Here is a 10,000-nt window from a genome sequence, read left to right as displayed (position 1 = left end):
AAAGCTGATTCTACAGACGAACTATATGTAAAAGCAACATTTGCTCCTTGTTCTGCAAAAACTTTTGCTATACCGCTACCAATTCCACGGCTTGCACCTGTAATAATGGCAACTTTTCCTTCTAATAATTTCATGGTAAATATTCGTGTTAGTTTGTTTAATAATAAAGTTCAAATATAGGAATATTTTAAAGTATAAAAAAAAGGATGTTTTTTAATTAAACCTTTTTTATTAAATGTTGTCTTACAAACATAATCCTAAAACTAACCATTATGAAAAACCAATTTATTTTAGGTCTTTTGGCAATTTGTGGATTGACTTCGTGCAGCGATAATTCTGATAGTAATTATGAAGAAATTCCTTCTTATCCCTTTGTAGAGGCTGAATTTGGTTCTTCAGTCGATTTAAATAATTTAGCCAATTATGCGAATCAACAAGTTCCTTCCTATATCATAAAAAACAATTCCCAAGGAAATGTCATTACTGATAAAGGAGCAACATTAGGTAGAGTTTTATTTTACGATAAAAATCTTTCTTCAAACAATACAATTTCTTGTGCAAGTTGTCATAAACAAGAATTTGCTTTTAGCGATAGTAACGTAGCAAGTACGGGAGTTAATGGAACAACAGGCAGACATTCCATGCGTTTGATAAATTCGAGATTTGCAACTGAAACTAAATTCTTTTGGAACGAAAGAGCTATCAATCTTGAAACTCAAACTACAATGCCAATTAAAGACCATGGTGAAATGGGTTTTAGTGGTGAAAATGGTGATTTATCTTTTGATGATTTAATTACAAAATTAAGTACTATCGGTTATTATAAAGAACTTTTTAAATTTGTTTATGGTACAGAGGAAATTACAGAAACTAAAATTCAAAGTGCTTTAGCGCAATTTATCAGAAGTATTCAATCATTTGATTCTAAATATGATGCAGGAAGGGCTTTGGCGGCTAATGATGGGCAACCTTTCTCTAATTTTACAGCACAAGAAAATCAAGGAAAGAATTTATTTTTATCACCACCCGTTTTTAATACAAGTGGTGTACGAACTTCGGGCGGATTGGGGTGTGCAGGTTGTCATAGAGCACCAGAGTTTGATATTGATCCGAATACTTTAAATAATGGAATTATTGGAACGATTGCCGGAACAGGAATTGAAACTGGAAATACGAGAGCACCTTCCCTACGTGATTTAGTTAGAACAGATGGAACTACTAATGGTCCAATGATGCATACTGGTGTTATATCCACTTTGCAAGCCGCAATTGGGCATTATGGAACTATTAATATTGCTCCAGGAAATAATAATTTAGATCCACGATTAACTCCAGGCGGTATTGGACAACAATTGAATTTAACAGCAACCGAAGTAAATGCCGTAATCGCATTTTTAAGAACACTTTCAGGAACGGATGTTTATACGAATACTAAGTGGTCGAATCCATTTAATTAAAAAGAATACAAAACAAAAAATCCCGCTAGTTGCGGGATTTTTTTATATCTGAAAGTTATAAGATTAACCTAAAACTTCTTTAACTTTTTTACCAATTTCAGCTGGAGAATCTACCACGTGAATTCCGTTTTCTCTCATGATGCGTTTTTTAGCTTCTGCTGTATCATCAGCACCACCAACGATTGCACCTGCGTGCCCCATTGTTCTTCCTTTTGGAGCCGTTTCACCTGCAATGAATCCAACAACTGGTTTACGGTTTCCGTCAGCTTTAATCCAACGAGCAGCATCTGCTTCTAATTGACCTCCAATTTCACCAATCATGATGATTATTTCAGTTTCTGGGTCGTTCATTAATAATTCAACCGCTTCTTTAGTAGTTGTTCCAATAATTGGGTCACCACCAATTCCGATAGCTGTAGTAATTCCTAAACCTTGTTTTACCACTTGGTCAGCAGCTTCATATGTTAAAGTACCTGATTTAGATACAATACCAACTGTTCCTTTTTTGAAAACGAAACCTGGCATAATACCAACTTTAGCTTCTTCTGGAGTAATTACACCTGGACAGTTAGGTCCAACTAAACGGCAATCTTTTCCTTTGATATAATCATACGCTTTAATCATATCTGCAACTGGAATACCTTCAGTAATACAAATGATTACTTTGATACCCGCTTCAGCAGCTTCCATAATTGCATCAGCAGCAAATGCTGGCGGAACGAAAATAATTGAAGTATCAGCTCCTGCTTTTACAACAGCATCTTTAACTGTGTTGAAAACTGGTCTGTCTAAATGTGTTGAACCACCTTTTCCTGGAGTTACACCACCTACAACATTTGTTCCGTACTCAATCATTTGAGAAGCGTGGAAAGTTCCTTCGCTACCTGTAAATCCTTGTACAATTATTTTTGAATTTTTATTTACTAAAACGCTCATGATATATGAATTAAATTGTGTTTAAATTTGTGATGCAAAAGTAAGTTTTTTACCAAATAATCACGTAATTTTTATTGTATTTTTTTAATTAGGTTTGCTAATTTGATATCCTTTTTTGATTTTATCGTCTTCGAATTCCCAAATAGCTACTATTTTTGCAATAAGAACGAACTCTTTAGGGTTTTCAATAGTAGTTACTTTATGATTGTATTTCACTACGATTTGATTATCATCTTCAATAAAGTGCGAAATTTCCATAAAGGAATCCACATAATTTTGTTTTAACTCTTTAGCTAAATCAATAATATCTGATTTACTCATCTTTACGTTTCCATGTGAACTGTCCCAATCCAAAATGAAATCATCATGCAAAAGTTCGTTTAAAAAAACTTCATTTCGTAAACCATCTTCTTTATAAAAAAACTCGATTTTCGCTCTATTTGTCATTTTGTTTTAATTTTTCAATGATTTCTGGAATTCGTTTTACGTTAGCTAATTGCTTTAATTTTTCACGTGATTCTTCAATTGGAGTTCCAAAATAGGTTTTTCCGCCTTCAATAGACTTAGTAACACCAGTTTGTCCCATTACCACTGCTTTTGTTCCAATAGTGATTCCACTAGTAGTTCCAACTTGTCCCCAAAGTGTAACTTCGTCTTCGATAACAACACACCCCGCAATTCCCGTTTGTGAAGCAATTAAACATTTTTTACCGATGACAGTATCGTGACCCACATGCACTTGATTGTCAATTTTAGTTCCAGCTCCGATAGTGGTATCACCTGTAACTCCTTTGTCAATCGTACATAAAGCTCCGATTCCTACATTATCTTCAATCACTACTCGCCCACCTGATAACAATTGGTCAAAACCTTCTGGACGTTTTTTGTAATAGAAAGCATCTGCACCAAGAATAGTTCCAGCATGAATCATTACATTATCACCAATTACGGTGTTATCATAAATTGTAACATTGGCATGAATCAAACAATTTTTACCAATTTGAACATTGTGTCCAATGAAACAATTGGGTTGAATAACAGTTCCTTCTCCGATTATAGCTGAATCTGAAATCGCTACATTAGAAGCTTGAAAAGGTCTGAAATGCTTCGTAAGTTTATTAAAATCTCTAAAAGGATCATCAGAAATTAACAACGCTTTTCCTTCTGGACATTCCACTTCTTTGTTAATTAAAACAATAGTTGCTGCCGATTGAAGTGCTTTGTCATAATATTTTGGATGATCTACAAATACGATATCACCAGGTTCTACCACATGAATTTCATTCATACCGTGAACTGGAAAATTATCATCACCCACAAAATTACAATTGATAATTTGGGCAATATCTTTTAAAGGATAAACTTTTGGAAATTTCATTTAATATTGATTAGTGGATAGTAATTAATGTTGAGTAAAATATAAAAGAGTAATTAGTTGCTTGGCTATTTACTAATTACTCTTCACTTTTTACTTTCAATTATTCTTTTACTCTTTCCATGTAGTTTCCGGTTGCTGTATCAATTTTGATTTTATCACCTTCATTGATAAACAACGGAACGTTTACTGTAGCTCCTGTTTCAACAGTTGCTGGTTTTGTAGCATTTGTAGCTGTATTTCCTTTAACTCCTGGCTCAGCATAAGTAACTTCTAAAACGATAGAAGCTGGCATATCTACTGATAAAGGCGCTTCTGTTTCAGCGTTAATTTGAATCATTACGTTTGTTCCTTCTTTTAATAAATCTGGAGCATCTAATACTTTTTTGTCTAACGTAATTTGTTCAAATGATTCGTTATTCATGAAGTGAAATTGATCACCTTCAGCGTATAAATATTGGAATGTATGTGTTTCAACACGTACTTCATCAATTTTGTGTCCAGCAGAAAATGTGTTATCTAATACTTTTCCGTTTGTTAACGATTTTAATTTTGTTCTTACGAAAGCTGGTCCTTTACCTGGTTTTACGTGAAGAAATTCGATGATTTTATAAATATCGTTATTGTATTTGATACATAATCCGTTTCTAATATCTGATGTACTTGCCATTTTGTTTTTATTTGATGTTTATTGATTTATTCTTTTTTAAATTTAAAATTACAATGAGCTGGTGTAACCTTTCATGATTCCACGAGAAGAGTTTCTAATGAAATCTAAAATTTCATCTCGTTCAGTTGTAGCTTCCATTTCAGCTTCAATGATACTTACTGCTTGTGAAGTATTGTAATTTTTTTGGTATAAAATTCTGTAGATATCTTGAATTTCTCTGATTTTATCTGTTGAAAATCCTCTTCTTCTTAATCCTACTGAGTTAATTCCTACATAAGATAAAGGTTCTTTTGCCGCTTTTGTAAACGGAGGAACGTCTTTTCTTACTAATGAACCACCAGAAATCATAGCATGATCACCAATTGAAATAAACTGATGAACCGCTGCTAAACCACCAATGATTGCAAAATCTCCCACAGTTACGTGTCCGGCTAAAGCAACACCATTTACGATAATAGCGTTATCACCAATATGGCAGTCGTGTGCAATATGAGCCGTAGCCATAATCAAACAGTTTTTACCAATTTTTGTTTGACCAGAAGCAATTGTCCCCCTATTGATTGTAACACATTCTCTAATGGTTGTATTATCTCCAATTACCGCTAACGATTCTTCTCCACCAAATTTTAAATCTTGAGGAACCGCTGAAATTACAGCACCAGGAAAAATATTACAATTCTTACCGATACGAGCACCTTCCATGATGGTAACGTTTGAACCAATCCAAGTTCCCTCACCTATTTCAACATTGTTATGAATAGTAGTAAAAGGGTCAATTACTACGTTTCTTGCTATTTTAGCACCTGGGTGCACATAAGCTAATGGTTGATTCATATGATTTTTTATTTTACTTTAACAATTTGTGCCATTAATTCGGCTTCTGAAACTAATTTACCATTCGCATACGCATACGCTTGCATGTGACAAATTCCTCTTCTAATAGGAGAAATTAAATCACATTTAAAGAATAAGGTATCACCTGGTAAGACTTTATTTTTAAACTTAACATTGTCAATTTTCATGAAATATGTTAAGTAATTTTCTGGATCTGGAACGGTACTTAAAATTAAGATACCTCCAGTTTGTGCCATAGCTTCAATCTGTAAAACACCTGGCATTACTGGAGCTCCTGGGAAATGTCCAACGAAGAAATCTTCATTCATTGTAACATTTTTTAAACCTACCACATGAGAATCTGATAATTCTAAAATTTTATCAACTAATAAAAATGGAGGTCTGTGTGGTAATAAATCCATAATACCATGAATATCCATTACAGGTTCTTTGTTGATATCATAACTAGGAACATTATTACGCTCTTCTAATTTAATTATTTTAGCAATTTTCTTAGCAAATTGAGTGTTTACGTAGTGACCTGGTTTATTTGCTATAATTTTTCCTTGAATACGAGTTCCTATTAAAGATAAATCTCCAATGATGTCCAACAATTTATGTCTTGCTGCTTCATTAGGATAATGTAACGTTAGATTATCTAAAATTCCATTTTCTTTAACTGAAATAGAATCTTTGTTAAAAGCTTTTTTAAGATTTTCCATTGTTTCTGCTGAAATTTCTTTATCAACATAAACAATAGCGTTATTTAAATCACCACCTTTTATTAAACCATTATTTAAAAGTGACTCTAATTCATGTAAAAAGCTGAATGTTCTACAGTTGGCAATTTCTTTTTTAAATTCTTTGATTCCCTTCATTGTAGCATTTTGAGTTCCTAAAACTTTAGTACCAAAATCTACCATTGCAGTAACACAATATTCATCAGAAGGAATTACAGTAATTTCACTTCCTGTAGTTTCATCTAAATAAGAAATTACCTCTTTTACAACATATACTTTTCGCTCAGCTTCTTGTTCAATAATTCCAACTTTTTCTATAGCTTCAACAAAATATTTAGAAGAACCATCCATAATAGGAAGTTCAGAAGCGTTTAATTCGATGATAACGTTATCTAAATCGCAACCCACAAGCGCCGCTAAAACGTGCTCTGGTGTTTGAATCATTACTCCTAATTTCTCTAAATTAGTGCCTCGTTGCGTATTTACAACATAATTTGCATCAGCTTCAATAATTGGTTGTCCTTCTAAATCTACACGTACAAATGTAAATCCGTTGTTTACAGGAGCTGGTTTAAAAGTCATTGCAACTTCTTGACCTGTGTGTAAACCTACACCTTTTAATGATATTTCTGCAGCAATTGTTGTTTGCTTCGCCATGATAAAAATTTTAAATTATTTAATTTTATTTTTTAATTCTTCTATATCGGTAACAATCTTTGGTAAATTTCTAAAATGTACAAATGATTTTGCGAAATCTCCGTAATTAAATGCCGGACTTCCTTGAACTACTTCTCCAGCTTCTAAATTTTTACCAATTCCTGATTGCGCTTGAATTTTTACACCATCACCAATTACTAAATGTCCAGCAAAACCTACTTGACCACCAATTAAACAGTTTTTACCAATTTTAGTAGTTCCTGCAATTCCGGTTTGTGCCGCGATTACGGTGTTTTCACCAATTTCAACATTGTGAGCAACTTGAATATGATTATCCAATTTCACTCCTTTTCTAATGATAGTTGAACCTAAAGTAGCTCTGTCAACTGTTGTACACGCACCAATTTCAACATCATCTTCAATAATTACATTTCCAATTTGCGGTACTTTTGCATACGTTCCGTCTTCTTGTGGCGCAAAACCAAATCCGTCTGAACCAATGATTGTTCCTGAGTGAATCGTACAACGATTTCCAATAACCGTTTCCGAATAAATTCGAACACCAGCAAAGAAAACACAATCATCACCAATAATTACGTTATCGCCAATGAAACTATTTGGATAAATTTTTACATTATTTCCGATAGTCACATTTTTTCCAACATAACAAAAACTTCCTAAATACAAATCAGAACCATAAGTAACGCCATCCGAAATAACTGAAGGTTGCTCAATTCCTGATTTCATCAATTTTACTTGATTGTAGTATTCTAACAACTTTGAAAATGACTTATAAGCATCTTCAACCTTAATTAAAGTCGTTGTAATTTCTTGTTCTGGCTCAAAAGTGTTGTTAACAATCGTAACAGTTGCTTGAGTAGAATAAATATAATTGGTGTATTTAGGATTCGCCAAAAACGTCAATGAGCCTTCGGTTCCTTCCTCTATTTTAGACAATTTAAAAACTTCAGCCTCTGGATTGCCCACTACTTCACCTTCTAAAATGCCTGCTATTTGCGCTGCTGTAAACTTCATTTAAAAATTTTATTACTATCTAATGAGATAGATTTTGGGATATAAAAATACGCATTTTCATTCAATACCAAGTATTGATTCCACTTCAACTTGGCAAAAATATAAAATTAAATTAAAAAGTTAAGATTCTAAGACCACTTTTGGAAAACAAATGAAGTATTTTGTTACTGGTTTTGACAAAGCTTTTAAGTGCAATTGATCTGAAGCTTCTACTACATCTTCAATGGTTTTATCTTTTTTCAAAATGCGAATAGGCTCACTTGATTTGCTATACGCTTGATTTTTTAATTTTCCTTTGAAAACAAAATAATCCGCTTCTTTGTCTGAAATTTTAGCAATAGAAATGTATTTATTTTTAATAACTAACAAATTCTCTTTATTAGGTTTATCATCACTCATTTGAATCTTTAGTAAATCACGATTTAATATCATTCTACAAAGTGATTGTAAGACAAAATCATCATGAAATTGCCAAGCTTTTATCGCACCCAAAACATCATAATCATCTAAATACGAAAACTTATCTAAAACACTTTTATCGAAATCAGCCAAGGAAATTTTGTTTTGTAAAAAGAATTGCAACGGCTCACTACAAGGTAAAAGAATTCCTTTTTGAGTTAATTCTTTGGCACGCTTTAGAATTTTGGTCAAGATTAATTCCGCAACTACACTGGTTTTGTGCAAATACGCTTGCCAATACATCAATCTTCGGGCAACCAAAAACTTTTCAACTGAGTAAATTCCTTTTTCTTCGATTACCAAATAATCATCTTGCACGTTCATCATTTGGATTAAACGCTCGCTGTTGATGTTTCCTTCAGCTACACCGCTGTAAAAACTATCGCGTTTTAAATAATCCATTCGGTCCATATCCAACTGACTTGAAATCAATTGCAACATGAATTTTCTATGATATTCCCCTTTAAAAACTTGAATCGCAAGTGCTAATTTTCCATCAAATTCTTTATTCAATTGCTCCATGAACAACAACGATAACTCTTCGTGATGTACTTCTTCCACAATACTGTGTTCCATAGCGTGACTGTAGGGACCGTGACCAATATCGTGCAACAAAATCGCAATATATAGCGCATTTTCTTCTTCTTCCGAAATAGAAACGCCTTTAAATTGCAAGGTTTGAACCGTTTTTTGCATGATGTGCATACAACCCAACGCATGATGAAAACGTGTGTGATGCGCTCCTGGATAGACCAAATACGACATTCCCATTTGGGAAATTCTTCGTAAACGTTGAAAATATGGATGCTGAATTAAATCGTAAATTAAACTATTGGGAATGGTAATAAAACCATAAATAGGATCGTTAAATATTTTGAGTTTGTTGGTTTGGCTCACAATTTGATAATTTTAGTAACAAATGTAGCGATTTTTTACAAAATGAAATCGTTAAAAAGTATTGAAAATTTTATACAATATTTAATACAAACCTCGTTTAATAAATAGTAACTTGCACACAAATTAAGAAATATGAGTCAGATAAAAATACTTTGGGTTGACGATGAAATTGATTTATTGAAACCCCATATCTTGTTTTTAGAAAAGAAAAATTATCACGTAACCACTTGCAATAACGGACAAGACGCTATCGATTTGTTTGAAGAAAATAATTTCGACATTGTTTTCTTAGATGAAAATATGCCTGGTTTAAGCGGTTTGGAAACTTTATCTGAATTAAAAGAAAAGAAATCTTCGGTTCCGGTGATTATGATTACCAAAAGTGAAGAAGAATATATCATGGAAGAAGCAATCGGTTCTAAAATTGCCGATTATTTGATAAAACCTGTGAATCCAAACCAGATTTTATTGAGTTTAAAGAAGAATTTAGACCATTCGCGCTTGATTTCCGAAAAAACAACTTTGGATTATCAGAAAGAATTTAGAAAAATTGCGATGGATATGGCAATGGTTCGTAGTTATGAAGACTGGGTGGAATTGTACAAAAAACTATTGTTTTGGGAATTAGAGTTGGAAAACATCGAAGACCAAAGCATGGTAGAAATTTTAGAAAGTCAAAAAACCGAAGCTAATGCACAATTTGGAAAATTCATCGAACGTAATTACGAAGATTGGTTTCAACCAAAAGCTGACAAACCCATTCTTTCTCATGAAATTTTTGGTGAATTAGTAGCGCCTGAAATCCGTAAAAAAGACAAACCTATTTTGTTTGTAGTTATCGATAATTTACGTTACGACCAATGGAAAGCGTTTGAAAGCGTTATAAACAATCACTACAAATTAGAAAAAGAAGTTAGCTACTTCTCTATTCTACCAACAG

11 protein-coding genes are annotated in these 10,000 nt (G+C 32.9%); 2 read left to right on the top strand and 9 right to left on the bottom strand.

Translation table 11 applies throughout. From position 1 onward, the window contains the following. Window positions 1–134, bottom strand: a 134-nt coding sequence (locus tag LDL23_RS08795; protein ID WP_291265359.1) for an SDR family NAD(P)-dependent oxidoreductase, incomplete at its 3' end; no start/stop codon positions are given. A 138-nt stretch (window positions 135–272) separates the two neighbouring features. On the opposite strand from LDL23_RS08795, the gene LDL23_RS08790 reads away from it, so the two are divergent. After that, window positions 273–1,457, top strand: a complete 1,185-nt coding sequence (locus tag LDL23_RS08790) for a cytochrome c peroxidase (protein WP_291265358.1) — start codon at window positions 273–275, stop codon at window positions 1,455–1,457. A 63-nt stretch (window positions 1,458–1,520) separates the two neighbouring features. On the opposite strand, the gene sucD is transcribed toward LDL23_RS08790, so the two are convergent. The 8 genes from sucD to LDL23_RS08750 all read right to left on the bottom strand — a co-directional run bounded on the left by sucD (window position 1,521) and on the right by LDL23_RS08750 (window position 9,060). Next, complete coding sequence (gene sucD, locus LDL23_RS08785) at window positions 1,521–2,393, bottom strand: succinate--CoA ligase subunit alpha (protein ID WP_291265357.1); 873 nt, start codon at window positions 2,391–2,393, stop codon at window positions 1,521–1,523. A gap of 84 nt (window positions 2,394–2,477) precedes the next feature. After that, window positions 2,478–2,840: a nuclear transport factor 2 family protein gene (locus LDL23_RS08780; RefSeq protein ID WP_291265356.1), complete on the bottom strand. Its 363-nt coding sequence runs from the start codon at window positions 2,838–2,840 to the stop codon at window positions 2,478–2,480. Then, a complete protein-coding gene (locus tag LDL23_RS08775) occupies window positions 2,830–3,771 on the bottom strand; it encodes a UDP-3-O-(3-hydroxymyristoyl)glucosamine N-acyltransferase (RefSeq protein ID WP_291265355.1) in 942 nt (313 codons plus the stop codon). Before LDL23_RS08775 ends, LDL23_RS08780 begins: the two co-directional genes overlap by 11 nt. Before the next feature lie 100 nt (window positions 3,772–3,871). After that, window positions 3,872–4,438, bottom strand: coding sequence for an elongation factor P (gene efp / locus LDL23_RS08770; RefSeq protein ID WP_026725820.1), 567 nt, complete (start codon window positions 4,436–4,438; stop codon window positions 3,872–3,874). 48 nt (window positions 4,439–4,486) lie between these two features. Next, entirely contained in the window at window positions 4,487–5,272 is a 786-nt protein-coding gene (gene lpxA, locus LDL23_RS08765; RefSeq protein ID WP_026725819.1) for an acyl-ACP--UDP-N-acetylglucosamine O-acyltransferase, read from the bottom strand. Between the two features lie 8 nt (window positions 5,273–5,280). Further along, entirely contained in the window at window positions 5,281–6,669 is a 1,389-nt protein-coding gene (locus LDL23_RS08760; protein ID WP_291265354.1) for a bifunctional UDP-3-O-[3-hydroxymyristoyl] N-acetylglucosamine deacetylase/3-hydroxyacyl-ACP dehydratase, read from the bottom strand. A 15-nt stretch (window positions 6,670–6,684) separates the two neighbouring features. Next, window positions 6,685–7,704: a UDP-3-O-(3-hydroxymyristoyl)glucosamine N-acyltransferase gene (lpxD, locus tag LDL23_RS08755; RefSeq protein WP_291265353.1), complete on the bottom strand. Its 1,020-nt coding sequence runs from the start codon at window positions 7,702–7,704 to the stop codon at window positions 6,685–6,687. A gap of 120 nt (window positions 7,705–7,824) precedes the next feature. Then, window positions 7,825–9,060 carry an HD domain-containing protein gene (locus LDL23_RS08750; RefSeq protein WP_291265352.1) on the bottom strand — a complete coding sequence of 412 codons (1,236 nt, stop codon included), beginning with the start codon at window positions 9,058–9,060 and terminating at the stop codon, window positions 7,825–7,827. Between the two features lie 132 nt (window positions 9,061–9,192). Here LDL23_RS08750 and LDL23_RS08745 point away from each other — a divergent pair. Further along, a partial coding sequence (locus LDL23_RS08745; protein WP_291265351.1) for a bifunctional response regulator/alkaline phosphatase family protein occupies window positions 9,193–10,000 on the top strand: 808 nt, incomplete at its 3' end.

This window comes from Flavobacterium sp. (assembly GCF_020217025.1).
Classification (GTDB): domain Bacteria; phylum Bacteroidota; class Bacteroidia; order Flavobacteriales; family Flavobacteriaceae; genus Flavobacterium.
This window is presented reverse-complemented; position numbering and strand designations above follow the sequence as displayed.